Genomic DNA, 294 nt, shown 5'->3' with positions numbered 1-294 from the left:
CGACACATATATCAAAACACTTGATAACCTTGAAAACGAAGTAAGAAAAAATTGGGCGTTTTGTTCCGTAGACGCGGGCGGGGAAAAAATAGCGCGTATTTTCGCTAACTCGTTTGGCTCTGCTTTGGTTGTCGCCCACAAACAGCGCGATTATTCCAGACCAAATACAGTTGAGTCGATTAATATTTTAAGCGCAGACCCTGTGGAAAATAAAAGCCTATGGATTGTAGACGACATGATTGATACCGCCGGTTCTATAGAAAAACTTATCCGCGCTCTTGCGCAATTAAAACC

At 42.5% G+C, this 294-nt stretch carries 1 protein-coding gene; it reads left to right on the top strand.

From position 1 onward, the window contains the following. Positions 1-294 (top strand): phosphoribosyltransferase family protein (locus ACYVTD_RS17420; protein WP_461248888.1); only part of this gene is annotated, 294 nt, incomplete at both ends.

The organism is Treponema sp. R6D11 (assembly GCF_054786075.1).
Note: the sequence above shows the minus strand (reverse complement) of the source record. Positions and strands in the feature narration are given on the sequence as shown.